Origin of the sequence: Streptomyces olivoverticillatus (assembly GCF_014203555.1) — a bacterium.
GTDB lineage: Bacteria > Actinomycetota > Actinomycetes > Streptomycetales > Streptomycetaceae > Streptomyces > Streptomyces olivoverticillatus.
On sequence record NZ_JACHJH010000001.1, the window covers coordinates 503,217 to 525,216 of the forward strand.

The window sequence follows — 22,000 nt, forward strand, 5'->3', positions numbered from 1 at the left end:
CCGGCACCCACCCGACACGAAGATCCGGAGCGAGGGTTGCTCCGCACGGTCCCGGGGTAAGACCGCTACGACCGATTTGCACCCCGGCTTCTCGGCCATCGCACGGGAGGGAATGCCCATGATCCTGGAAGCGCTCGGCTCGGTCCTGATCGGCCTCGCCGTCTCCTACGGAGCCCTGCGCTGGCTTCCCGCGCGCTTCGGCCGGTTCCGCTCCCGGCCGCTCGTCCTGGCCACGGGCCCGGGCGCCGGGCTGTTCGGCGCCCTGCTGGCCCATTCGGTGCTGGGGCCGGGCCATGTGGTGGCCACGCTGCTGGCCTCCTTGGGCGTGACGCTCATCCTGGTGTCCCTGCTGCTGCGGCCGGCGGGCCCGGCCCGCCGATCAGCCACGGCTTGAGACGGGCCCGACGGAGCCGGGGGGCGCGCTGTGGCCGGGACGCGGCGGCGGTTACGCCGCCAGACCCAGCGCGGCCATCCGCTTGGTGTGCGCCTCGGTGATCCGGGAGAACATCTTCCCGACCTCGGCCAGGTCGAAGCCGTCGGCCACGCCGCCCACCAGCATCGTCGACAGCGCGTCACGGTCGGCGACCACGCGCTGCGCCTGCGAGAGCGCCTCGCCCATCAGCCGCCGCGCCCACAGCGCGAGCCGCCCGCCGACCCGCGGCTCGGCCTCGATCGCGGCGCGCACCTTCTCGACCGCGAACGTCGCGTGCCCGGTGTCGTCGAGCACGGTCAGCACCAGCGCCCGGGTGTCGGAGTCCAGCCGGGCCGCCACCTCTCGGTAGAAGTCACTGGCGATCGAGTCGCCCACATACGCCTTGACCAGGCCCTCCAGCCAGTCCGAGGGCGCCGTCTGGCGGTGGAACTCGTCCAGCGCCGCCGCGAAGGGCTCCATCGCGCCCGTCGGCTCGGCGTCGATGGCCGCCAGCCGGTCCCGCAGCCGCTGGAAGTGCTGGAACTCCGCGGCGGCCATCTTGGCCAGGGCGGCCTTGTCGTCCAGCGTCGGCGCCAGCTTGGCGTCCTCGGCGAGCCGCTCGAAGGCGGCCAGCTCGCCGTAGGCGAGGGCGCCGAGCAGGTCGACGACCGCCGCGCGGTACTGCGGGTCGGCGGATGCCTGGTCCCAGTCCTGGGCGGCGATTCCGGTGGGCTCGGCGGCGGGCTCGGTGGCGTTCTGGGGCGTGTCGGGCGTCTCCATGAAGGGCACGATAGCCCGCCGCGCAACGGGAGGAAGCCCCTGGTCAGCCACTTCCTCGCGAACCGGACACAGGATTGTCCGGACACAGATGCGCGATTCCGGGGTACAGTGCTAAAAGGCCGGTCGAATATTCGGCGGGCCGCACCCATGCTGTGTCTTCTGGAGGCGAGTCTCCAGGGCTCCAGCGGATGCCCGGTCGGTGGCCCGATCGGCTTCCACAAAACCGACCGCCCTCCGCGCGGTGCGCCGTACGAGACGTACGCACACCTGGAGGGATCCGCTCGCGGCACGTGTGCAAGAGCGAAGGCAGTGGTCCCGCGCCCCCTGGCCCCCATGGCCGGGTCAGTACCCGGCGCGGTCAGTACATCAACGCGTACGACCCCCTTCGCCGCTTCGCGCCGCGTCTCACAGAAGAGGCAATACCCTGAAGACCACTTTCCGAGACCTCGGGATTCTGTCAGAGACCGCCGAAGCCCTCGAAGCCGTCGGCATCGTCCATCCGTTCCCCATTCAGGAGATGACGCTCCCGGTCGCCCTCTCGGGCTCCGACGTCATCGGCCAGGCCAAGACCGGCACCGGAAAGACGCTGGGCTTCGGCCTTCCCCTGCTGGAGCGCGTCGTGGTCCCCGCCGACGTCGAGGCCGGCCGGGCGAAGCCCGAGCAGCTGACCGACGCCGCCCAGGCGCTCATCGTGGTCCCCACCCGTGAGCTCTGCCAGCAGGTCACCAACGACCTCCTCACCGCCGGCAAGGTCCGCAACGTCCGCGTCCAGGCGATCTACGGCGGCCGCGCCTACGAGCCCCAGGTCGAGGCCCTCAAGAAGGGCGTCGACGTCATCGTCGGCACGCCCGGCCGACTGCTCGACCTCGCCGGCCAGAAGAAGCTGAGCCTCGCGCACGTCAAGGCGCTCGTCCTCGACGAGGCCGACGAGATGCTCGACCTGGGCTTCCTGCCGGACGTCGAGCGCATCATCACGATGCTGCCGGCCAAGCGCCAGACCATGCTCTTCTCGGCCACCATGCCGGGCGCGGTCATCTCGCTCGCGCGTCGCTACATGTCGCAGCCCACGCACATCCGCGCCACCTCGCCGGACGACGAGGGCCAGACGCACGCCAACATCACGCAGCACATCTTCCGCGCCCACAACATGGACAAGCCGGAGATGGTCTCCCGCATCCTGCAGGCGGAGGGCCGCAACCGCGCGATGATCTTCTGCCGTACGAAGCGGACGGCCGCCGACATCGCCGAGCAGCTCACCCGCCGCGGCTTCGCCTCCGGCGCGGTCCACGGCGACCTGGGCCAGGGCGCCCGCGAGCAGGCGCTGCGCGCCTTCCGCAACGGCAAGGTCGACGTCCTGGTCTGCACCGACGTCGCCGCCCGTGGCATCGACGTGGACGACGTCACCCACGTGATCAACTACCAGGCGCCGGAGGACGAGAAGACCTACCTGCACCGCATCGGCCGCACCGGCCGCGCGGGCAAGTCGGGTACGGCCGTCACGCTCGTCGACTGGGACGACATCCCGCGCTGGAAGCTGATCAACAAGGCGCTGGAGCTGCCGTTCGACGAGCCGGAGGAGACGTACTCCACGTCCCCGCACCTCTACGAGCTGCTGAACATCCCCGCGGGCACGAAGGGCATCCTGCCCCGCGCCGAGCGGACCCTGGCCGGACTGGCCGCGGAGGAGATCGAGGACCTGGGCGAGACGGGCGGCCGCGGGCGCGGTCCCCGTGGCCGTACCCAGGCCGCCGCCGCGCCGGAGGAGCGCCCGGCGCGCACGCGGACGCCGCGCCAGCGGCGCCGTACGCGCGGTGGGCTCTCGGCCGAGGCGTCGGCTGCGGTTGCGCCCGAGGCCGTGGAGGCGGTTTCCGCTTCGGTTCCGGCTGCGGCCGGTGCTCCGGAGACGCCGGTGCGTCCGCGGCGCCGCCGCCGCACGCGCAGCGGTGCCGGTGCCGCAGTCGCGGCGGTTGCGGCGGAGGCCGTGGCGCCGGTCGAGCCGGTGGCCGTCGTCGAGCCCGTGGTGACGGCCGCGCCTGAGCTGCCCGTGGAGCCCGAGGCCCCGAAGGTGCCACGTCGCCGCCGCACGCGTGCCGCGGCTGTCGCGCCGGTTGAGGTCGTCGAGGCCGTCGAGACGGTCAAGGCGGTTGAGGCCGTGGAGACCGTAGAGGCCGTGGAGGCGAAGCCGAAGCGCACCCGGACGGTCAAGAAGGCTGCTGCGCCGGTCGAGGCCGTCGAGACGGTCGAGGTCGCGGAGGTCAAGCCGAAGCGGACCCGCACGGCCGCCAAGAAGGCCGAGGCTGTCGTGGACACCGCCGAGGCCGCCGAGGCCAAGCCGAAGCGCACCCGCACCGTCAAGAAGGCCGCGGCCGTCGTCGAGACGGCTGAGGTCGCAGAGGCCGCCGAGGTCAAGCCCAAGCGGACCCGTACCGCCGCGAAGAAGGCCGAGGCGGTCGTCGAGACCGTGGAGGCCGCGGAGGCGAAGCCGAAGCGCACCCGGACCGCCAAGAAGGCCGCGGCCGTCGTCGAGACGGCGGAGGCTGCCGAGGCCGCTGAGGCGAAGCCCAAGCGCACCCGCACCGCGAAGAAGGCCGTCGCGGCGGTCGAGACCGCGGAGGCCGCCGAGGCGAAGCCCAAGCGCACCCGCACGGCCGCCAAGAAGGCCGAGGCCGTCGTGGACACCGCGGAGGCCGCCGAGGCCAAGCCGAAGCGCACCCGGACCGCCAAGAAGGCTGTGGCGCCGGTCGAGACCGTCGAGACGGCCGAGGCCAAGCCCAAGCGCACCCGCACCGCCAAGAAGGCCGTCGCGGCCGTGGACGGTGCCGAAGCCGCTGAGGCCAAGCCCAAGCGCACCCGCACGGTCAAGAAGGCTGCGGCCGCCGAGAGCTGAGGTCGGCGTAACGGCGTAACGGCCGGTCACCCCCACGCGGGGTGACCGGCCGTCGCTGTTTCCCCCGCCCCCTTTACTCTCATCACATGAGCAAGCCGCCCATCCTCACCCTCCCCGCGTGCGCCCGCGCCTACCAGCTCGTCACCGACCGCGGTGAGTTCGCCGTGCACGACGCGCTCCCCGCGGCCGAGCGGGCCCGTGGGACCGTGCTGCTGCTGCCGGGGTTCACCGGGAGCAAGGAGGACTTCATCTCCCTCCTTGAGCCCCTGGCGGCCGCGGGCTACCGCGCCGTCGCCGTGGACGGGCGCGGGCAGCACGAGAGCGACGGGCCCGCCGACGAGGCCGCCTACGCACAGCGCGAGTTGGCGCGGGACGTGCTGGCGCAGGCGCAAGCGCTGCGCAGCGGCGGTGAGCGCCTGCACCTGCTGGGGCACTCGCTCGGAGGGCAGATCGCCCGTGCCGCCGTGCTCACCGACGCCTCGCCCTTTTGCTCACTGACCGTCATGAGCAGCGGTCCGGCCGCCATTTCCGAGTCGCAGCAGGCGCGTACCCGCATGCTCGGGCAGGCGCTGGGCTTTATGAGCATGGAGGAGGTGTGGCAGGAGATGCAGCGGATGGACGCGGAGAACTCGGCCGCCGCGGACACTCCTCCGGAGCTCAGGGAGTTCCTGCACCGCCGCTGGCTGGCCACGGCTCCCGCACAACTCATCGTCACAGGGCACCAGTTGACCGTCGAGCCGAACCGCACCGCCGAACTGGCCCGGGTGCCGCTGCCCAAGCACGTCATCTCCGGCGCGCAGGACTACGCCTGGCCGGTGCCGGAGATCGACGCGATGGCGAAGGAGCTGTCCGCGCTGCGGACGGTCATCCGGGGTGCGGGACACTCCCCCAACGCCGAGCGGCCGACCGCGACCGCCGAGGCGCTCGTCCGGTTCTGGAACGGGCTCGCGTAAGCGCCCCCTACGCGTCGACCTCGGCGGGCGCCAGCGCGGCCTGCATCGCCGCTCCGTCGACGTAGGAGTGCTTCTCCTTCACCGCCCCGCCCTCGACCAGGACGTAGTCCATGAGGTCGACGTCGACCATGGCGCCGGCCGCAGACGTCCCGGTCAGCTTGAACTGGGCAACCCAGAAGTCCTCCCCGACGCGCAGCGAGACGGAGTCGAACGCCAGGTCGGGGACGAACTCGAACATGCCTGCCGCCGCCTCGCGGATGGCTGCCCGCCCGCGCACGGGGTCCTGGCCCGAGTGCAGGTGGAACACCGAGCCGTCCGTGTGGAGTTCGGCGATCCGGTCGGGGTCGCGGGCCTCCCAGCAGGAGTGGTAGCGCTCGAAGAGATCGCGGGTGGTGACGGTCATCGTCTGGCCTCCGGTTCGGGGAAATACCCTTGTGTACGATGTCCACATTCGGAGGGCGCAGTGATCCGCTCCCCCCGGTTCGATCGCACGACAGCCTAGACGAGAGAAGTGGACGCCGTCCACATGGAGAGTTGGCGATGACGGCAGAGAGCGAGAAGCCGAAGCGGGACACCTACCGCCACGGCGACCTCCGCAACGCGCTGATCAAGGCCGGGCTGGAACTGGCCCGGGAGGGCGGGCCCGAAGCCGTGGTGCTGCGCGCCGTGACCCGGCAGGCCGGGGTCGTGCCGAACGCCGCCTACCGCCACTTCGCCGATCGCGCGGCCCTGCTGCACGCCGTCTCACAGGCCGCCATCGCCCGGGTCGCCCGGACCATCGAGGCCGAGCAGGCCGCCCTGCCGCCGGCCGCGGACGCGGCGGCCGCCGCCCGGGGCCGCTTCCGCGCGGTCGGCACCGGATACCTCCGCTTCGCCCAGGAGGAGCCGGGCCTGTTCCGGACCGCCTTCCACGTCCCCGGCGACTTGGCCCACGCCGAGGACGACACCGCCGCCGGAGGCAGCGGCCTCACGCCGTACGCACTCCTCGGCGCCGCCCTCGACAACCTCGTGGAGACCGGCGTCCTGCCCGAAGACCGCCGCCCCGGCGCCGAGTTCCTCGCCTGGTCGGCGGTCCACGGCCTCGCCGTGCTCCTCATCGACGGCCCCCTCCGCGACCTCCACCCCACCCAGGCCCACGACGCGGGCCGGCGCGTCATCGACATGGTCGAACGCGGCCTCTGACCCGATGGCGGAGTGTGCGGCCTAGCAGCCGTCGCCCCGTTCGGTGACCGTGAACAGGCCGCCTTGCGGGTCGCGGAGCGTCGCCTCGCGGCCCACCCGGCCGTGGACCGGCTCGGAGACCACGGCGCCGCCCGCCCCGAGGGCGGCCTCGACGGCCTTCTCGACGTCGTCGACACGGAAGAAGACGTGCCAGCGCGGCCGGATCCGCGGGTCGGGGTCCGCCTCGATGGCGCCGCCGCGCAGGCAGGCGACGGTCCGGCCCTCGACCTGCACCGTGACGGTGTCGTCCTCGTAGCGGACCTCGCAGCGGCCCGGCCGGTCGACGGCCCAGTCGAAGATCTCGCCGTAGAAGATCGCGGCGGCGAAGGCGTCCCGCGTGCGCAGTTCCAGCCAGGCCGGGGCACCGCCGCTGCCGATGCGCCAGTCCGGCAGCTTGGCGCCCTGCCAGAAGCCGAAGACGGCCCCGGCCGGGTCCGCGGCGAGCGCGGCGCGGCCGCGGCCCATCGCCAGCGGGCCGACCGCGACCGTGCCGCCGCGCTCCCGGATCCGGGAGGCCACCAAATCGGCGTCGTCGACCGCGAAGTAGCAGGTCCAGGAGACGGGGACGCCCATGCTGCTCGCGACGTTGCCCAGCCCGGCGACCGCCTTGCCGTCGGAGAGCGCCACGGAGAACTCCTCGCCCAGCGAGCCGCGGCGGAAGGTCCAGCCCAGCACCGCGCCGTAGAAATTGTGGGCCGAGGTGAGGTCACCGGTCAGCAGGCTCACCCAGCAGGGCGCGCCCCGCCCCACGCCGTCGGAGGCCGACATGGCCGATCGCCTCGTTTCTCTTCCGAAGACCTACTCGAAGACCTGCTCCCTGTCACAGGGTTCCACTCGCTCCCCCCGCGCGCACTCCGGCGCGCTAGTACTGGGTGCGCAAGTGGTCCCAGAAGCCGTCGCGCAGCGCCCGCCGCAGGTCGGCGTGGCCGCGCAGCGACAGCCCGAGCAGCGCCTCGGCCTCCACGAGGAGCTCCTGGTCGACGGCGCCCGGCAGGTAGGGGTGCCCCGGCAGCAGCTCCGCGAGGGACTCCCGGCCGCGCGAGCCCAGCCACTGTGCGGCCACCTGCGCGCCGACGAAGCGCACGTCGTCGCGGGAGGGTGCGGGCCCGTGGTGGACGTGGGGCTCGGCGAAGGGCTCGTAGGCGGCGCGCCGGGTGACGTACGGCTTGCAGAACTCCAGGTCGAAGGTGCGCTGGCTGTCCACCTCCCACAGCAGCGCCTCGGCCTGGTTGCGGCCGCCGATCGCCTCGATGCCCCAGAGGTGGACGCGGGCGCCGTAGCCCTGGGCGGCCTCGACCGCGGAGACGAGGTCCTCGTCGCCGCCGATGAGCGCGGCGTCGCTGATCGCGCGGTGCCGGGCGAGGGACTCCAGGTCGGTGCGGATGAGGGAGTCGACGCCCTTCTGCTGGTTGTTGGCGTTGAGGTTGCCGAGGCGGACCTTGACGTCGGGGAGCTCGGCGATGCCCTGCTGCTCGGTGGTGTGGATGCGCCGCCGGGCGCCGTCGTACCAGTACACGCGCAGCAGCCGGCTGTCGGGGAAGATCATGCGGGCCTTGTCGATGAAGGCCTCGATCAGGCCCTCGGCGTCGAGCTCGAAGGCGCGCCGGTCCTCGGTTCCGGCGACCAGGCGGCCCGCCGCGGCGTAGACGTAACCGGCGTCCACGAAGATCGCGTGGGTGGAGGGGGTGGTCGCGACCTCGGCCAGCACCCTGGTGAGCAGCTCATTGGTGCGCTCGACGGCGGCGGCGATCTCGGCGAGCTCCGGGCGCGACGGCTCGGGCTGGAGCCGGGGGGCGGCGGGTGGGGCGCCTTCGTGCCCGGTGGGCGGTGGGGTCAGTTCGTTCATGCACGTCTCACAGTCCGGTGGTCATGCAGGGACGTCAACCGTCTCACTACCGACCAGTAGCTAGTCATGAAGTTAGTCATGTTAAAAATTTCTTTAGCGTAGGGAATGTTTGCAGCGGTCACCTCGTTGGACACTTATGCAACGCACGCCGCAGTGTCGCGGCGTGCGTGACTGTTCACAGTTCTCCTCAGGAGGATCAGACGAAGGGAGAAGCCTTGCGCTTCGAAATCATGCGCCTGGACGACATCGACGGCACCGCCGTTGACAGCACCGTCGTGGACGCCGCCTCCGTCAACCGGATCGTGCAGCAGGCCGCCTCTATCGGCCAGCGCATCTACATCCGCCCGGCCGACAGCGCGGCCCGGTAACGCGCACGGCAACCCTACGTACAGAAGACCCCCGTACGGACCGTACGGGGGTCTTCTGTGTCCGAGGGGCGGCCGTCACCGACTTGTAATCACCTGGGTGATGCCGTTGATGATCTGCTGCACGGCGAGCGCGGAGAGCATCATGCCCGCGAGCCGCGTCACGAGCACCACGCCGCCGTCCTTGATGACCCGGATGATCAGCAGCGAGTAGCGCATCACCAGCCACAGCACCACATGGATCGCGGCGATCGCGCACCAGACGGAGACCTGCGCGGCGAAGGAGTTCGCGTGCTGCACGGCGAGGATCACCGAGACGATCGCACCGGGGCCCGCCAGCAGCGGCATGCCCAGCGGCACCAGGGCGACGTTGACGTCCTTGGTCTGCGTCGGCTCCTCCGACTTGCCCGTCAGCAGGTCGAGCGCGATCAGCAGCAGGAGCAGCCCGCCCGCGATCATCAGCGCGGGCGTGGTGATGTGCAGGTAGTCCAGGATCTGCTGGCCGCAGATGCCGAAGACGGTGATCACGCCGAAGGCGACCGACGCCGCCTGCCAGGCCATGCGCCGCTGGACCTTGGAGGCGCGGCCCGAGGTGAGGGCGAGGAAGATCGGCGTGATGCCGGGCGGATCCATGATCACAAAAAGGGTGAGAAAGAGGGATCCGAAGACAGCGATGTCGAACACAGTGAGGCCTTGCGAGAGTGGTGCGTGCGGGGCGGAGCGGTGCGTGCGAAGACGTACGGGCAGGGGGCGCGGGCAGGGCGGCGCCGGAGGGGGAAGGCAGGAGAGAGGGCGAGGAGGCGTACGGGCACGGTCACCCGTGTCCGCGCAGGCGCCCCCGGAGGGCGGGTGCGGTCAGCCGCCCGCGCCGGGGACGGGGAAGGCGCCCGTCGCGCGGCGCGTGATCTCGCCGTAGATTTCCGGGTCCGTGGTGAACTCGCCCAGGCGACAGGTCTTGCGGCTGCCGTGGTAATCGCTGGAGCCGGTCACCAGCAGGCCGAGGTCGGCGGCGAGGCCGCGCAGCCGGGCCCGGGTGGGGGCGTCGTGGTCCATGTGGTCCACCTCGACGCCGTCCAGGCCGGCCGAGGCGAGCTCGGCGATGGCGCCCTCTGATATGCAGTTGCCGCGCTTGAGGGCGAGCGGGTGCGCGAGGACGGTGACACCGCCGGCCGCCTTGACCAGGCGGATCGCGTCGAAGGGGTCCAGCTCGTGCTTCTCGACGAAGGCGCGGCCGTCACCGGCGAGCCATTCGGAGGTGAAGGCGTCGGAGACGGTGTCGATCACACCGAGCTCTACCATGGCGGTGGCCACGTGCGGCCGGCCCACGGCCCCAACGCCTGCGATCTCGGCGACGCGCTCCCACCGCACCGGCACACCCAGCTCGTTGAGCTTGGCGACCATGGCGCGGGCACGCGGCTCGCGGTCGTCGCGGACGAGCTCGCGCTCGCGGGCGAGCTCCGGCTCCAGCGGGTCGAAGAGGTAGGCCAGCATGTGGACGCTGAAGCCGTCACCGCCGTCGAGGCGGCAGGAGAGCTCCGCGCCGGTGACGAGGGTCAGCCCGGCGGGAAGGGCCGCGATGGCCTCCGCGTGGCCGCCGACCCCGTCGTGGTCGGTCAGCGCGACGACGTCCAGCCCCGCGGCGGCGGCATTGCGCACCAGCTCGGCGGGTGTGTCGGTGCCGTCGGAGGCCGTGGAGTGGGTGTGCAAGTCGATGCGCACGACACGGGCTCCCAAACAGCGAACGGACTGGACCGGTTCAGGATAACTGCCGATCGAAGCCGCTCAGGCTCCTTCACGTGTGATCTCAAGCCTGATCCCGCCCGCAATCAGGGCGAGAGAATGCGCGGCGACAGCGCCCCGCAAGGCAGCAGATCGACCTCGGCCCCGGCGTCGCGCAGGTCGGTGAGCACCAGCTCGTCGTACATCAGCAGCCCCGACCGCTCGGGCCAGACGATCGCCCACAGCCACAGCCCGCACGCCTCCCCCGCGAAGACCGCGCGGTCGCCGGGGGAGCCGCCGACGTGCCACAGGGCGGTGGGACGGCCCGCCGCGTGCACCTTGGCGTCCGGGGGGCGGTTGACGCACATGTGGGGGCCGGGATCCGGGCCGTCGATGCCCGCGTAGCGCGCGCCGAGGCCCACACCCAGCTCCTCGGCCACCAGCAGGAGCTCCCCCGGGCCGCCGAGGGGGCCGGGGCCGGAGCAGGCGACCGCGGTGGCCCGGCCGCCGTTGCGGTCGTCGCCCGCGCAGACGACGCCGGTGAAGAGCCAGCCCACGGGCAGCGGCCAGGGCATCCAGACCGGGACCCGGGCCCGCCGGACCACGACGGCCAGCGCATCGACGCTCGGCGGGACGACCGGCTGCAGGGGGTGCACCGTGCCGTGGACAGCGCACTGCCAGGAGTCGGCGAAGAGACCGGGCGCTCGCACCCGGCCACCGCACTTCGGGCAACTGGGTTCGCCCCTCATAGCCTCCAACGGTCCTACCGGGCCGCCGTCGCGTCAAGGACGATCACCCGGTCGGCGTGGCCGTCATGGCCCAAAGCGTCGCCTCGGCCACTGCGCCCCTCAGCCCAGCGGGACGCCCTGCCGCAGCGGGTCGCGCAGGTCGGTGCCGTGCCGCAGCCAGCGCTCCTGGAGCGCGGCCGCGCCCTGGACCCGCTTCCACGCCGCCTCGTTGGGGGTCATCGGCAGCAGCGGAAGGAAGCGGACGGGGTCCATCGGGGCGTCCGTCTCCAGGTCCTCGACCAGGCCACCGCCCTCCCCCACCAGCACGGAGGTGAAGGCCGCCCCCGGCCACAACGGCTCACCGGTGTCCAGGGAGGCGCCCGGCGCGACCACCACGCCCTCCACTTGCGGGGAGGCGGCGAGCACGGCCAGGGGGCGCAGCACCTTGTCCGTGTCGGCCCGGCCCGCCCGTACGGAGAGGAGCAGCTCGGCGCGCGGGCCGCGCACCGGGTCGGCGAGCACGGCGGTGGGATCCGCCATCGGCTGGGCGGACATGCCGAGGGTCGCGTAGCGCACGACGGCGCCGCCCTGGTCCTCGTCCTCGGTGGTGAAACGCAGGACCTCGATGCGGTCCGTGCCCAGGAAGGTCACCGCGGCGCGGCCGTCCGGCTCACCCAGCGCCGTCAGCAGCCGGGCTTCGACCAGTGCGAGAAGGTCTGACATGGAGTGAGCATAGAACGCGTATCGAACAGGCAAAGGGGGGTCTTGACACTCCGGGTGGCTGCTAGCCTGGCCTGGCCTTGACCTCTGGTCGAGTGTTGTGACGATCGTCCCCCAGCAGGGACCGGCCGGAGGAGGTGGGGCTGCGGTGGATCCTAGTCGACCGTGCAGTACCGGCAGTTCTCCCGTCTTCCCGCTCCGGACGCGCGTCACCTGGTGATTCGAAGCCTTCCGTAACCGGCCTTCGCGCCGCATTACCTTCGGAAGTCTCTTCACGCCCGCGGCACTTGACGGAAGAGCGCCTTTCTCTCGCTTTGTTCCGTGTTCTCTGCGAAGTTCTCCGCGAACTGCCGTCAGCTCCCGCACGAAGCGCCGCCCGATGTGCGGACGTACCCACGCCCCGGCTGCACACAGCCGCACGTCTGCGTTTCGGGCAGCGTTGCGCCCCGCGTTCCCCGCTGACGGCCGGCCCGTGAAGGAGCCAGCCATGTCGATGATCCGTGATCTGCGTGCCGCCGTACGCCCCGCCCTGCGCCGCGTGCCCGTCCAGGGCGGCGGCTACGACGCCACCCGCGCCCCGTCCACCGACAGCGCCGTCGTGGACTGCGCCGTCTACCGCGACGGCAAGCGGGCCAGCGACCACGTCAGCCCCGCCGAGGCCATGCGGCGTGTCCGCAGCGAGGGCGGCTTCGCCTGGATCGGCCTGCACGAGCCCACGGAGCAGGAGTTCGCGGGCATCGCCCGGGAGTTCGGCCTGCACCCGCTGGCCGTGGAGGACGCTGTCCACGCCCACCAGCGGCCCAAGCTGGAGCGCTACGACGACACGCTCTTCACCGTCTTCAAGACCATCCACTACGTCGAGCACGCCGAACTGACCGCCACCAGCGAGGTGGTGGAGACCGGCGAGGTGATGTGCTTCACCGGCCCGGACTTCATCATCACCGTCCGGCACGGCGGCCAGGGCTCGCTGCGCGCGCTGCGCCACCACCTCCAGGACGACCCCCAGCTGCTCGGCAAGGGGCCCTCCGCCGTGCTGCACGCCATCGCCGACCAGGTGGTCGACGGCTACATAGCCGTGGCCGACGCCGTGCAGGACGACATAGACGAGGTCGAGATCGACGTCTTCTCCGAGCCCACCAAGGGGCAGCGACGGGGCGGCGACGCGGGCCGCATCTACCAGCTCAAGCGGGAGGTGCTGGAGTTCAAGCGGGCCGTCACCCCGCTGATCCGGCCGATGCAGCTGCTCAGCGAGCGGCCGATGCGGCTGGTCGACCCGGACATCCAGAAGTACTTCCGCGACGTCGCCGACCACCTCGCGCGCGTGCACGAGCAGGTGGTCTCCTTCGACGACCTGCTCAACTCCATCCTCCAGGCCAACCTCGCCCAGGCGTCCGTCGCGCAGAACGAGGACGCCCGCAAGATCACCTCATGGGCGGCCATCTGCGCCGTCCCGACGATGATCGCCGGGATCTACGGCATGAACTTCGACAACATGCCGGAACTGCACTGGAAGTACGGCTACCCGGCGGTCATGGTCGTCACGGTCGCCATCTGTGTGGGGATCCACCGGGGCTTCAAGCGGAACGGCTGGCTCTGACCTCTGCCTCCGCGGTGGCGGGCCGGGGCTCGCGCCGGCGGCCTTCCATGATGACCAGGGCCAGGCCGGTCAGGATGACCACCAGCGCCGGGTAGGCCGCGGCCGACGGCAGCTGCCCCAGCCAGAGCGCCGCGATCAGGGCCGCCCCCGGGGTCTCCAGCAGGATCGCCGTGGACGTGACGGACGGGCCCAGGCCCTTGACGACCCGGTTGATGATCGAGTGGCCCAGCAGCTGCGCGGTCACCGTCAGCACGGCCAGCTTCGCCCAGGTCTCCCCGCTGTAGCCGCCCAGGGAGACGCCCCCGGCGAGGCAGACGGCGAGCAGCAGCACGGTCGTGGTCGTGTAGAGGACGTAGGTGTACGCGACCGTGCCCACTGTGCGGCGCACCTCGGCGCCCAGCAGGACGTAGCCGGCCGCCGCCACGCCCCCGGCCAGGGCGAGCGCGTCCCCGGCGAGGGCGCGCGGCGAGAGCGAGAGATCGACGCCGGTCAGGATGACGACCCCGAGGAAGGCGAGGCCGATGCCCGCCCAGACCAGGGCCGGCGGACGGTGGCCGCGCAGCCGCAGCAGGAGCGTCGTCCAGATCGGGGTGGTGGTCACCAGCGCGGTCGAGGAGGCCACCGAGGTCATGTGCAGGCTCGGCAGCCAGACGCCGAAGTGCACGGCGAACAGCGCCCCGGCGGCGACGGACAGCAGCACCGCGCGACGGCCCATGCCGCGCAGCTCGCCGCGGTGGCGCAGCAGGGCGAGCGGGGTGAGGGCGCCGACGGCCATGGCGTTGCGCCAGAAGGCGATGGCGAGGGCGGGGGCCACGGTGGCGGCGATCAGCGGGGCGGAGAGGGAGACGCCCGCAATGGCTATCGCCAGCAGGATCAGGTCGGTACGGACGGAGGCGTGGGCCGCCGTCGTGGCGCTGACAGGGGGGCTCGGTGGCGCTTCACGTCGCGTACGGGCAGGACTCACTCCCCCAGCGTAGGCCGGACGTGGTGCGCGTGGGTCATAAGGTAAGTGCATGACGCAGACGCAGGCGCTGATCGAAGAGGCCGTCAAGAAGTCCGGCCTGATCTGGGTGCAGGGCCCCACGGGTCCCAGCCGTGCCCTGTGGCACGTCTGGCACGAAGGCGCGGCCGTGCTGGTCGGCGGCCCCGGCGAGCAGCCGCTGGACGGCCTCGGGCTGGTGGACGGCGGCACGGCCACCGTGACCGTGCGCAGCAAGGACAAGGGCGGCCGGCTCGTCATGTGGGCGGCACGGGTCGCCGAGGTCCCGGCGGGGAGCGAGGAGTGGACGGCGGCCGTCGCGGAGCTCAAGGGCAAGCGGCTGAACGCACCGGACGCGGAGGGCCTGGAGGAGCGGTGGGCCCGGGAGTGCCGGGTGGTGCGGCTGTCGCCCACGGGCGACACCTCGCCGCTGCCGGACGGCTCGCTGGCGGCCGAGCCGCTGGCCACGCCGGTGACCACACGACGTGCCATGCCGGCGGCCCTGCCGAAACTGCTGCGCCGGGGGCGGCGGTAAGCAGCCGGTTCTGAGGACCGCCAGGTCTCAGTTCCCGCCGGGCAGCGCAGCCCCCTGGCCGCCGCCCCCGGTGGGGATCCGCATCTGCTGGCCGTAGTCGACCGTCTGCCCCTTGTCGGGGACGGCCAGCGCGAAGTCCTTGCCCCAGTCCGCCAGTTCCAGCTGCCCCGCACCGCCCGCACGCTGCACCCGCAGCGGATACGGCGTGCCGGTGAGGGAGACGTCGAGCGTGCCGCCGCTGCCGCCCGCGCCGGTGACGCGGATGGTGCGGACGCCGCCGACCGCGCCGTGCTCGCCGCGGGTCAGCTTGCCGTGCAGGCCGAGCAGGCCGTCGAGGAGCACGTCCTTGTCGGTGAAGCCCTTGAACTGCTGGTAGGCGGGGTCGTCGGAGGGCACCTTGACGTACTTGTCGTCCAGCTTGCCCGCCGCGGCCGCCTTGTCGCCCTTGGACGCGGAGGCCGAGGCGGAGGGCGACGGGCTGCGGGACCAGAAGCCCGCCGGAGCCCGCAGGTACAGGTCGTCCCCCACCCGCAGCAGCTCGAAATCGCTGGCCCCGGAGGAGGAGACCCGGCCCGTGCCGCCGTTCTTCTTCAGCCGCATGTCGATCCGGTAGGTGTGGCCCTGGCTGACGACGTTGCCGGAGAGGTGCACCGTGCCGGCGCCCCGGGCGGCCGTACGGGCCTTCTCCTGGATGGCCGTGGCCTCCAGCTTGCCGACGCCGTTGGTCCCGGCGTCGGGGTCCTCGCTCCCGCCGCAGGCCGTGAGCACCGCCGACAGGCCGACGCACAGCGCCCCGACAACAGCCGCGTTCCGGGTTCGCACCTGCTCTTGCCTCCTGTTACCAGTGGGATACGGCAGCGTACCCGGCAGGCCTACGGCCGGAAGCCGGGAGTCCGTACAGAGTGCGTACGGAGTCCGTACGGCCGCCTCTCCCTCGGCGGGGCGAACCGGGGCGCGTTAGCCTGAATCGGACATCTGGCACGGGAGGAGGTATGCGGCCATGGCAGCAGGCGCCCCCCGGGTGTTCGTCTCGCACCTCTCGGGCGTGGCCGTCTTCGACCCCAACGGCGACCAGGTCGGCCGGGTGCGCGACGTCGTCGCGATGCTGCGTGTCGGCGGCCGGCCGCCGCGCGTCCTCGGGCTGGTCGTGGAGGTCGTCAGCCGCCGCCGGATCTTCCTGCCCATGACCCGGGTCACCGGCGTGGAATCCGGCCAGGTCATCACCACCGGCGTGGTCAACATGCGGCGCTTCGAACAGCGGCCCACCGAGACGCTGGTCCTCGGCGAGCTGCTCGACCGGCGGGTGAAGCTGGTCGACGGGGGCGAGGAGGTCACCGTCCTCGACGTGTCCCTCACCCAGCTGCCCGCCCGCCGCGACTGGGAGATCGACAAGGTCTTCGTCCGCCGCGGCAAGGGCGGCGCGCTGCGCCGCAAGGGCGAGACGCTCACCGTCGAGTGGTCGGCCGTCACCGGCTTCTCCCTGGAGGAGCACGGGCAGGGCGCGGCGAGCCTGCTGGCCACCTTCGAGCAGCTGCGCCCCGCCGACCTGGCCAACGTGCTGCACCACCTCTCGCCCAAGCGGCGGGCCGAGGTCGCGGCGGCCCTGGACGACGACCGGCTCGCGGACGTGCTGGAGGAGCTGCCGGAGGACGACCAGATCGAGATCCTCGGCAAGCTCAAGGAGGAGCGCGCCGCCGACGTCCTGGAGGCCATGGACCCCGACGACGCCGCCGACCTGCTCTCGGAGCTGCCGGAGGAGGAGATGGAGCGGCTGCTGACGCTGATGCAGCCGGACGACGCGGCGGACGTCCGGCGCCTGCTCGCCTACGAGGAGCGCACCGCGGGCGGCCTGATGACCACCGAGCCGATCGTGCTGCGCCCGGACGCGACCGTGGCCGACGCGCTGGCCCGGGTGCGCAACCCCGACCTCTCCCCCGCGCTCGCCGCGCAGGTCTACGTCTGCCGGCCCCCCGACGAGACCCCGACGGGCAAGTACCTGGGCACCGTGCATTTCCAGCGGCTGCTGCGGGACCCGCCCTTCGCGCTCGTCGGCTCCATCGCCGACACCGATCTGCGGCCGCTGCCGCCGGACACCCCGCTGCCCGCCGTCACCAGCTACCTGGCGACGTACAACATGGTGGCCGCCCCCGTGGTGGACGACAGCGGCTCGCTGCTGGGCGCGGTCACCGTGGACGACGTCCTGGACCACCTACTGCCCGACGACTGGCGCGAGACCGAGCTGCACCACGGTGCGCCCGGGATGAGCGAGGTCGGCACCCTGCCGGAGGTGTCCCGTGGTGGGCAATGAACGGCTGCGGCCCGGCCAGCGCGCCGACCGGGCCGAGCGGGTGAAGACGGAATCGGCCGCGGTGCACCCGCACGGCCACCCCCATCCCCGGGTGCGGCTGGACCTGCCGCGGGTGAAGCGGCGGCGCTGGCTACCGGAGTACGACCCCGAGGCCTTCGGGCGGATGTCGGAGCGGATCGCCCGTTTCCTGGGCACCGGGCGCTTCATCGTCTGGATGACGGTCGTCATCATCCTCTGGGTGGTGTGGAACACCTCGGTCCCCGGCCACCTGCGGTTCGACAATTACCCCTTCATCTTCCTGACGCTGGTGCTCTCGCTGCAGGCCTCGTACGCCGCCCCGCTGATCCTGCTGGCGCAGAACCGGCAGGACGACCGCGACCGGGTCAACCTGGAGCAGGACCGCAAGCAGAACGAGCGGTCGATCGCGGACACCGAGTACCTGACGCGCGAGATCGCGGCGCTGCGGATGGGCCTCGGCGAGGTGGCGACGCGGGACTGGATCCGCTCCGAGTTCCAGGACCTCGTCAGGGAGCTGGAACAGCGGCGGGTATTCCCCCAGGAGAGTGAGGAAGGCGACCGCTGAGGGCTGTCCCCGGCCCCGCCCGTGGGTCGTACCATCACCGTATGGCTACCCACACGTACGCGTCTCCGAGCGACGAGGCGATCCACGCCGCGCTCGCGACGGTGATCGACCCCGAGATCCAGCGCCCCATCACCGAACTGGGAATGGTCAAATCGGTCGACATCGCGGCGGACGGTGCGGTCGCCGTGGCGGTCTATCTGACGGTCTCCGGCTGCCCCATGCGGGAGACGATCACCAACAACGTGCGCAAGGCCGTCGAGGGCGTCGAGGGCGTCACCTCCGTCGCCGTCGAACTGGACGTGATGAGCGACGAGCAGCGCCGCGAGCTCGCGGCCTCGCTGCGCGGCGGCCAGGCCGAGCGCGAGGTGCCGTTCGCCAAGCCCGGCTCGCTGACCCGCGTCTACGCGGTGGCCTCCGGCAAGGGCGGCGTCGGCAAGTCCTCGGTGACGGTCAACCTGGCGGCGGCGATGGCCGCCGACGGCCTGAAGGTCGGCGTCGTGGACGCGGACATCTACGGCCACTCGGTGCCGCGCATGCTCGGCGCGGACGGCAAGCCCACCCAGGTCGAGAACATGATCATGCCGCCGTCGGCCAACGGCGTGAAGGTCATCTCGATCGGCATGTTCACCCCGGGCAACGCGCCCGTGGTCTGGCGCGGCCCCATGCTGCACCGGGCGCTGCAGCAGTTCCTCGCGGACGTCTACTGGGGCGACCTCGACGTGCTGCTGCTCGACCTGCCGCCGGGCACCGGCGACATCGCGATCTCCGTCGCCCAGCTGGTGCCGAACGCGGAGATCCTGGTGGTGACGACGCCCCAGCAGGCCGCCGCCGAGGTCGCCGAGCGCGCCGGGTCGATCGCCGTGCAGACCCACCAGAAGATCGTCGGCGTCGTGGAGAACATGTCCGGGCTGCCGTGCCCGCACTGCGACGAGATGGTCGACGTCTTCGGCACGGGCGGCGGCCAGAGCGTCGCCGACGGGCTGACCCGCACCACGGGCGCCAACGTCCCGGTGCTCGGCGCGATCCCGATCGACGTCCGGCTGCGCGAGGGCGGCGACGAGGGCAAGCCGGTGGTCCTGACCGACCCCGACTCCCCCGCGGGCAGCGCCCTGCGGGCCATCGCGGGCAAGCTGGGCGGCCGGCAGCGCGGCCTGTCCGGCATGTCGCTGGGCATCACCCCGCGCAACAAGTTCTGATTCCGCCGAGGCGGCAGTAAGGGGCGCTCTCCAGGGAGAGCGCCCCTTACTCGTATGTCCTCGGCGCCGTGCGCGCCTCAGCGCTCGTACGACGTGATGTCCTTGATCACCGAGAAGCCCATGCCGTAGGCGCTCATCCCCCGGCCGTACGCACCCACATGGACGCCGCCCTCGGCGGAGCCGGCGAGGACCCAGCCGTACTCGGACTCGCGGTAGCGGAAGTCCGTCGGCACGCCGCCGACCGGCAGCGACAGCGTCGACCACGGCTCCTCGTCCAAGCGGTCGGCGAGCTCCCAGGCCAGAGCCGTCTGCTGGTCCAGCCAGTCCTGCCGCAGGGCGCGCTCCATCTGGAAGGGCCAGGTGCAGGCCAGCAGCCCGGACCCGGCGAGCCAGGCGGCCGAGGAGACCGAGGTGGCCTCCAGCACGCCCGTGCCGTCCGCACTGCGCCGCACCGGGAGGGCGGCGACGGTGACGACGACCGCGAAGCGCTGTGTGGCCGTGTCGTGCACGACCCGGCCCATGCGCAGCTGGGGCTCCACGCCGTGGCCCGTCGAGCCGTGCTCGACCGTACCGTCGGCGGCGGCGCCCACCTGCATCAGCCAGCGCCGCCCGGTGTACGCCTCGTCCAGGCCGTACCACGGGAACGAAGCCAGCAGATAGCCGTCGACCGACCGCCGCGCACCGAGTCCGCCCTGTGGCACCCCTGCCTCCACGGCGGACCCGTCGGACGAGCCGACCCCTTGCGACCCGGCCCGGCTAGTCGTCTCCATCGGCGTGGCGCCTCCTCGTAGCCCTGTCGTCCTGGGCGCGCCCACCCCCCTGGGTGACTGCACCCCAAACAAAGGGAGGATAGCCACCCCCGTCAATGGGGCCCGGCATCCGCGCGGCTCAGGTGGCGTCGGCGTCGTAGGGCGGACGCTCGCCCGGCCGGAGCCCCTCCTGCTTCTTGAGCAGGTCCGGGGTGCCCGGGGAGGCGGGCTGTGCCGGGTCGGGGGTGCGGCCGTGCACGGCGTCCGTCACGTCCGTCATCTCCGCCTTGAAGTCGAAGCCGTTGCGGATCTCCTTCAGGCCGAGCTCGTCCTTGTCCAGCACGTGCTTGCGGACGAAGGCCTTCGGGTTCAGGTCCTCGAATTCGAAGTCCTTGAACTCGGGGCCGAGCTCGGAGCGGATGTCCTCCTTGGCGTTGTCGGAGAACTGGCGGATCTTGCGCAGCGTGCTCGACACGTCCTGGATGAGCTTCGGCAGCTTGTCGGGGCCGAAGATGAGCACCGCGAGGACGACGAGCGAGACGAGCTCGAGGGGTCCTATGTCCAGCACGTTGCACAGCTCCTTGAGACGTCAGTGGCCCCGGTCAATGGCCGTCTATCACGGTACCTGGCCGTACGGGCGGCGTGGGAGACACCTGGGCCAACATCAGGCCAAGGGTGTCCGTCGTCACCTTCGCGGACACCCCCGCCGACGGCCCTCGGCGGGGGCCGTCAGCCGGCGTTCGCCGAGCCCAGGACCAGGCGTACGTCCCGCTCCTTGCCGTCGCGCTCGACGGTCAGGGCGAGGGGATCGCCCGGCCGGTGACTGCGAATCTTGACGATAAGCTCCGGGCCGCTGTGCACGGCAGCGCCGTCCACTTTTTTGATCACGTCGCCGGGGCGGATGCCCGCCTTCTCGCCCGGACCGCCCGGGGAGACGGCGGGGTCGCCGGAGTTCTCGGACTTCACCCGTGCGCCGTCGCCCGAGTAGCCCATGTCGAGCGCGACACCAATCACCGGATGGGTGGCGCGGCCGGTGTTGATCAGCTCCTCGGCGACGCGCTTGGCCTGGTTGACCGGTATGGCGAAGCCCAGGCCGATGCTGCCGCCCTGGGCGCCGGAGCCGGAGGCGCCGGCGGAGCGGATGGCGCTGTTGATGCCGATGACCCGGCACTCGGAGTCCATCAGGGGCCCGCCGGAGTTGCCGGGGTTGATCGGGGCGTCGGTCTGCAGGGCGTCCACGTAGCTGACGTCGCTGCCGTCCTCCTTCTGCCCGCCCGCGGTGATCGGGCGCTCCTTGGCGCTGATGATGCCCGTGGTGACCGTGCCCGCCAGGTCGAAGGGGGCGCCGATGGCGACGACGGAGTCGCCGACGCGGACGGAGTCGGAGTTGCCGAGGGAGAGCGGGGTGAGCCCCGAGACCCCGCTGACCTTGATGACGGCCAGGTCGTAGCCGCCGTCGCGGCCCACGACGGTGGCCTTGGCCGTCTGGCCGCCGTTGAACGTCACCGATATGGACCCGTTCGAGCCCGCCGGCTGGACGACGTGGTTGTTGGTCAGGATGTGGCCCTGCTTGTCGAGCACGAAGCCGGTGCCCGTGCCCTGCTCGCTGCTGCCGCGGACGTGGATCGTGACCACGCCGGGCAGCGCCCGGGCGGCGATCCCGGCGATGCTGCCGGGATCGCGGTCCGTCTTGCCGGCGGCGGACTGCGGCAGCGTCAGGTGGCGGCCACCGCCGCCGCCGTCGCGCTCGAGGTAGGCCCCGATCCCGCCGCCGATTCCGCCCGCGACCAACGCCAGCACGACGGCTCCGGCGAGGATCCTGCCGCGCCCGGGCCCCGGCCTGGCGGCAGGGGCCGCTGCGGCCTGCGTAGATGCGGCCCAGGGGTCGTACTGCCAGGGCCCCTGCGGAGCGGGGGCCTGGCAGTCCGCGAGGGCGTGCGGCAGGGCGGTGCCCTGCGCGGGGGTGGGCTGGGGCTGGGGCTGGGCGTACGGGTGCGCCTCGGGCTGCGGCTGGGGCGGCAGCTGCTGCGCGGGAACGTACGGCTGGGGGTACGGGTGCGGGTCCGGCGGCGGGACCGGCTGGGACTGCTGAGGCTGCTGCTGCGGGACCGGCTGGGGGTACGGGTGCGGCTCCGGCTGGGGAGCCGCCGGTATCCGGGCGTCGGGCGGCAGGTGTGTGCCCTGCGGGGGCGTCACCGCGGGCCGCAGGACGGGCGGAGCCGGCGCCCAGGGGCCCGGACGGCCGTAGGGAGGGGTGCCGTACGGATCAGGGGCGTGCAGAGGCGTCCGGGCACCGCTGCCGGGGGCGGGAGCCGCCCCGCCGTCCTGCCCGGCGGCGTCCGCCGCCTCCGGCTCCGAAGCCCGCGACGTGCCCTCGTCCATCCCTCTCCCCACCCGCTCAGTCCGGGGGCGCGCAGCCCAA

The 22,000-nt window shown here is 72.4% G+C and carries 23 protein-coding genes; 10 read left to right on the top strand and 13 right to left on the bottom strand.

Features of this window, described 5'->3' with window-relative positions:
* Positions 1-118: 118 nt before the first annotated feature.
* Positions 119-394, top strand: a complete 276-nt coding sequence (locus FHS39_RS02270; protein WP_184346039.1) for a hypothetical protein — start codon at positions 119-121, stop codon at positions 392-394.
* A gap of 51 nt (positions 395-445) precedes the next feature.
* Here FHS39_RS02270 and FHS39_RS02275 read toward each other — a convergent pair whose 3' ends face one another.
* Positions 446-1,192 (bottom strand): ferritin-like fold-containing protein, encoded by a 747-nt coding sequence (locus tag FHS39_RS02275; RefSeq protein WP_045931985.1) that lies wholly within the window; start codon positions 1,190-1,192, stop codon positions 446-448.
* 517 nt (positions 1,193-1,709) lie between these two features.
* On the opposite strand from FHS39_RS02275, the gene FHS39_RS02280 reads away from it, so the two are divergent.
* A complete protein-coding gene (locus FHS39_RS02280; protein ID WP_184346040.1) occupies positions 1,710-4,079 on the top strand; it encodes a DEAD/DEAH box helicase in 2,370 nt (789 codons plus the stop codon).
* 86 nt (positions 4,080-4,165) lie between these two features.
* Positions 4,166-5,032 (top strand): alpha/beta fold hydrolase, encoded by an 867-nt coding sequence (locus FHS39_RS02285; protein WP_184346041.1) that lies wholly within the window; start codon positions 4,166-4,168, stop codon positions 5,030-5,032.
* A gap of 7 nt (positions 5,033-5,039) precedes the next feature.
* On the opposite strand, the gene FHS39_RS02290 is transcribed toward FHS39_RS02285, so the two are convergent.
* On the bottom strand, positions 5,040-5,435 hold the full coding sequence (locus FHS39_RS02290) for a nuclear transport factor 2 family protein (RefSeq protein ID WP_184346042.1): 396 nt from the start codon (positions 5,433-5,435) through the stop codon (positions 5,040-5,042).
* Between the two features lie 137 nt (positions 5,436-5,572).
* On the opposite strand from FHS39_RS02290, the gene FHS39_RS02295 reads away from it, so the two are divergent.
* Positions 5,573-6,214, top strand: a complete 642-nt coding sequence (locus tag FHS39_RS02295) for a TetR/AcrR family transcriptional regulator (protein ID WP_184346043.1) — start codon at positions 5,573-5,575, stop codon at positions 6,212-6,214.
* Positions 6,215-6,235: 21 nt separating this feature from the next.
* On the opposite strand, the gene FHS39_RS02300 is transcribed toward FHS39_RS02295, so the two are convergent.
* Positions 6,236-7,021 carry a VOC family protein gene (locus tag FHS39_RS02300; RefSeq protein ID WP_184346044.1) on the bottom strand — a complete coding sequence of 262 codons (786 nt, stop codon included), beginning with the start codon at positions 7,019-7,021 and terminating at the stop codon, positions 6,236-6,238.
* A 94-nt stretch (positions 7,022-7,115) separates the two neighbouring features.
* Positions 7,116-8,099: an NYN domain-containing protein gene (locus FHS39_RS02305; RefSeq protein WP_078847806.1), complete on the bottom strand. Its 984-nt coding sequence runs from the start codon at positions 8,097-8,099 to the stop codon at positions 7,116-7,118.
* 215 nt (positions 8,100-8,314) lie between these two features.
* Between FHS39_RS02305 and FHS39_RS02310 the strand changes: the two genes are divergently transcribed.
* On the top strand, positions 8,315-8,467 hold the full coding sequence (locus FHS39_RS02310; protein ID WP_184346045.1) for a hypothetical protein: 153 nt from the start codon (positions 8,315-8,317) through the stop codon (positions 8,465-8,467).
* 75 nt (positions 8,468-8,542) lie between these two features.
* On the opposite strand, the gene FHS39_RS02315 is transcribed toward FHS39_RS02310, so the two are convergent.
* From FHS39_RS02315 to FHS39_RS02330, 4 genes are all read right to left on the bottom strand, one after another.
* Positions 8,543-9,148, bottom strand: a complete 606-nt coding sequence (locus FHS39_RS02315; RefSeq protein ID WP_045933364.1) for a MarC family protein — start codon at positions 9,146-9,148, stop codon at positions 8,543-8,545.
* 171 nt (positions 9,149-9,319) lie between these two features.
* Complete coding sequence (locus tag FHS39_RS02320; RefSeq protein WP_184346046.1) at positions 9,320-10,183, bottom strand: PHP domain-containing protein; 864 nt, start codon at positions 10,181-10,183, stop codon at positions 9,320-9,322.
* 107 nt (positions 10,184-10,290) lie between these two features.
* Positions 10,291-10,932, bottom strand: coding sequence for a DUF6758 family protein (locus tag FHS39_RS02325; RefSeq protein ID WP_184346047.1), 642 nt, complete (start codon positions 10,930-10,932; stop codon positions 10,291-10,293).
* Positions 10,933-11,031: 99 nt separating this feature from the next.
* Entirely contained in the window at positions 11,032-11,634 is a 603-nt protein-coding gene (locus FHS39_RS02330; protein WP_045933367.1) for a suppressor of fused domain protein, read from the bottom strand.
* 484 nt (positions 11,635-12,118) lie between these two features.
* Between FHS39_RS02330 and FHS39_RS02335 the strand changes: the two genes are divergently transcribed.
* On the top strand, positions 12,119-13,228 hold the full coding sequence (locus FHS39_RS02335) for a magnesium and cobalt transport protein CorA (protein WP_184346048.1): 1,110 nt from the start codon (positions 12,119-12,121) through the stop codon (positions 13,226-13,228).
* Here the strand turns inward: FHS39_RS02335 and FHS39_RS02340 are convergent.
* A complete protein-coding gene (locus tag FHS39_RS02340) occupies positions 13,206-14,192 on the bottom strand; it encodes a DMT family transporter (protein ID WP_425507726.1) in 987 nt (328 codons plus the stop codon). The genes FHS39_RS02335 and FHS39_RS02340 overlap by 23 nt on opposite strands.
* 49 nt (positions 14,193-14,241) lie before the next feature.
* On the opposite strand from FHS39_RS02340, the gene FHS39_RS02345 reads away from it, so the two are divergent.
* Positions 14,242-14,742 carry a hypothetical protein gene (locus FHS39_RS02345; RefSeq protein ID WP_184346050.1) on the top strand — a complete coding sequence of 167 codons (501 nt, stop codon included), beginning with the start codon at positions 14,242-14,244 and terminating at the stop codon, positions 14,740-14,742.
* 27 nt (positions 14,743-14,769) lie between these two features.
* On the opposite strand, the gene FHS39_RS02350 is transcribed toward FHS39_RS02345, so the two are convergent.
* Positions 14,770-15,564, bottom strand: a complete 795-nt coding sequence (locus FHS39_RS02350; protein WP_045933371.1) for a hypothetical protein — start codon at positions 15,562-15,564, stop codon at positions 14,770-14,772.
* Positions 15,565-15,742: 178 nt separating this feature from the next.
* Here FHS39_RS02350 and FHS39_RS02355 point away from each other — a divergent pair, with 178 nt between their 5' ends.
* The 3 genes from FHS39_RS02355 to FHS39_RS02365 are packed head-to-tail and all read left to right on the top strand — an operon-like array spanning position 15,743 to position 18,829.
* Positions 15,743-17,050, top strand: coding sequence for a magnesium transporter MgtE N-terminal domain-containing protein (locus FHS39_RS02355; RefSeq protein WP_184346051.1), 1,308 nt, complete (start codon positions 15,743-15,745; stop codon positions 17,048-17,050).
* 40 nt (positions 17,051-17,090) lie between these two features.
* Positions 17,091-17,633 (top strand): DUF1003 domain-containing protein, encoded by a 543-nt coding sequence (locus FHS39_RS02360; protein WP_184346667.1) that lies wholly within the window; start codon positions 17,091-17,093, stop codon positions 17,631-17,633.
* Positions 17,634-17,674: 41 nt separating this feature from the next.
* Positions 17,675-18,829, top strand: a complete 1,155-nt coding sequence (locus FHS39_RS02365) for an Mrp/NBP35 family ATP-binding protein (RefSeq protein ID WP_184346052.1) — start codon at positions 17,675-17,677, stop codon at positions 18,827-18,829.
* A 77-nt stretch (positions 18,830-18,906) separates the two neighbouring features.
* Here FHS39_RS02365 and FHS39_RS02370 read toward each other — a convergent pair whose 3' ends face one another.
* The 3 genes from FHS39_RS02370 to FHS39_RS02380 form a co-directional block, all read right to left on the bottom strand.
* The gene (locus tag FHS39_RS02370) at positions 18,907-19,599 is read right to left on the bottom strand and encodes a hypothetical protein (RefSeq protein WP_184346053.1); all 693 of its coding nucleotides are present in this window, start codon (positions 19,597-19,599) and stop codon (positions 18,907-18,909) included.
* Between the two features lie 118 nt (positions 19,600-19,717).
* Entirely contained in the window at positions 19,718-20,146 is a 429-nt protein-coding gene (locus FHS39_RS02375; protein WP_045933375.1) for a sec-independent translocase, read from the bottom strand.
* 161 nt (positions 20,147-20,307) lie between these two features.
* Positions 20,308-21,960: a S1C family serine protease gene (locus tag FHS39_RS02380; protein ID WP_184346054.1), complete on the bottom strand. Its 1,653-nt coding sequence runs from the start codon at positions 21,958-21,960 to the stop codon at positions 20,308-20,310.
* Between the last annotated feature and the right edge of the window lie 40 nt (positions 21,961-22,000).

Excerpts from the sequence above, each read along its gene's own strand:
- FHS39_RS02270 (WP_184346039.1), top strand. The coding sequence starts at position 119 with ATGATCCTGGAAGCGCTCGGCTCGGTCCTGATCGGCCTCGCCGTCTCC.
- FHS39_RS02275 (WP_045931985.1), bottom strand. The coding sequence starts at position 1,192 with ATGGAGACGCCCGACACGCCCCAGAACGCCACCGAGCCCGCCGCCGAG.
- FHS39_RS02280 (WP_184346040.1), top strand. The coding sequence starts at position 1,710 with ATGACGCTCCCGGTCGCCCTCTCGGGCTCCGACGTCATCGGCCAGGCC.
- FHS39_RS02285 (WP_184346041.1), top strand. The coding sequence starts at position 4,166 with ATGAGCAAGCCGCCCATCCTCACCCTCCCCGCGTGCGCCCGCGCCTAC.
- FHS39_RS02290 (WP_184346042.1), bottom strand. The coding sequence starts at position 5,435 with ATGACCGTCACCACCCGCGATCTCTTCGAGCGCTACCACTCCTGCTGG.
- FHS39_RS02295 (WP_184346043.1), top strand. The coding sequence starts at position 5,573 with ATGACGGCAGAGAGCGAGAAGCCGAAGCGGGACACCTACCGCCACGGC.
- FHS39_RS02300 (WP_184346044.1), bottom strand. The coding sequence starts at position 7,021 with ATGTCGGCCTCCGACGGCGTGGGGCGGGGCGCGCCCTGCTGGGTGAGC.
- FHS39_RS02305 (WP_078847806.1), bottom strand. The coding sequence starts at position 8,099 with ATGAACGAACTGACCCCACCGCCCACCGGGCACGAAGGCGCCCCACCC.
- FHS39_RS02325 (WP_184346047.1), bottom strand. The coding sequence starts at position 10,932 with ATGAGGGGCGAACCCAGTTGCCCGAAGTGCGGTGGCCGGGTGCGAGCG.
- FHS39_RS02330 (WP_045933367.1), bottom strand. The coding sequence starts at position 11,634 with ATGTCAGACCTTCTCGCACTGGTCGAAGCCCGGCTGCTGACGGCGCTG.
- FHS39_RS02335 (WP_184346048.1), top strand. The coding sequence starts at position 12,119 with ATGTCGATGATCCGTGATCTGCGTGCCGCCGTACGCCCCGCCCTGCGC.
- FHS39_RS02345 (WP_184346050.1), top strand. The coding sequence starts at position 14,242 with ATGACGCAGACGCAGGCGCTGATCGAAGAGGCCGTCAAGAAGTCCGGC.
- FHS39_RS02355 (WP_184346051.1), top strand. The coding sequence starts at position 15,743 with ATGGCAGCAGGCGCCCCCCGGGTGTTCGTCTCGCACCTCTCGGGCGTG.
- FHS39_RS02365 (WP_184346052.1), top strand. The coding sequence starts at position 17,675 with ATGGCTACCCACACGTACGCGTCTCCGAGCGACGAGGCGATCCACGCC.
- FHS39_RS02370 (WP_184346053.1), bottom strand. The coding sequence starts at position 19,599 with ATGGAGACGACTAGCCGGGCCGGGTCGCAAGGGGTCGGCTCGTCCGAC.
- FHS39_RS02380 (WP_184346054.1), bottom strand. The coding sequence starts at position 21,960 with ATGGACGAGGGCACGTCGCGGGCTTCGGAGCCGGAGGCGGCGGACGCC.